This window comes from Pseudomonas sp. 43(2021), assembly GCF_017490805.1.
Classification (GTDB): Bacteria; Pseudomonadota; Gammaproteobacteria; order Pseudomonadales; family Pseudomonadaceae; genus Aquipseudomonas.
Genome location: NZ_JAFGYJ010000207.1, coordinates 1 through 561, shown reverse-complemented (window position 1 = coordinate 561; position 561 = coordinate 1). Strand labels below are relative to the sequence as shown.

At 57.2% G+C, this 561-nt stretch carries 1 protein-coding gene and 1 pseudogene; both read left to right on the top strand.

Features of this window, described 5'->3' with window-relative positions; translation table 11 throughout:
- Positions 1–23: 23 nt before the first annotated feature.
- Positions 24–449 carry a nuclear transport factor 2 family protein gene (locus J5M71_RS26785; RefSeq protein ID WP_207838525.1) on the top strand — a complete coding sequence of 142 codons (426 nt, stop codon included), beginning with the start codon at positions 24–26 and terminating at the stop codon, positions 447–449.
- A 40-nt stretch (positions 450–489) separates the two neighbouring features.
- Positions 490–561: pseudogene (locus J5M71_RS26780) on the top strand (YciI family protein); the annotation flags it as partial.

Here is a 561-nt window from a genome sequence, read left to right as displayed (position 1 = left end):
CAACAAAAACCACGGAGAACACCATGAGCGCACAAAGCGAAATCCAGACTCTGATCAATACCTATCGCGAAGCGGTAATGGCCAAGGACGTCGAGAAAGTCATGGCCCTGTACGCCGACGACATCGTCTCGTTCGATGCGATCAAGGCGCTGCAATTCAAAGGCAAAGCGGCTTACCGCGCGCATTGGGTCGAGTGCATGGAAATGTGCCCCGGTCCGCACATCTTCGAGTTCCACGAAATCGCCATCGAAAGCGCCGACAACATTGCCTTCGCCCATTGGGTGGCCAATTGCGGCGGCACCAACGACAAGGTCGAAACCCAGAGTTGCTGGATGCGTGGGGCCGCCTGTTATCGGCAAGTCGGCGGGGCGTGGAAGATTGCCCACAAACACTGGTCGGGACCGTACGATCCGATGAGCGGCGCGACGCTGTTCGATGTAACCCCCTGATCTTCAGCCATAGTTGATCCGTTCGAATCAGGAGATCGCCATGAAATACCTATGCCTGGTCTACAGCGATGAACGCCTACTGCACACCTCGCCGGACAGCCCGGAAGACGCC

Coding starts and splice junctions, on each gene's coding strand:
- J5M71_RS26785 (WP_207838525.1), top strand. CDS start 24: ATGAGCGCACAAAGCGAAATCCAGACTCTGATCAATACCTATCGCGAA.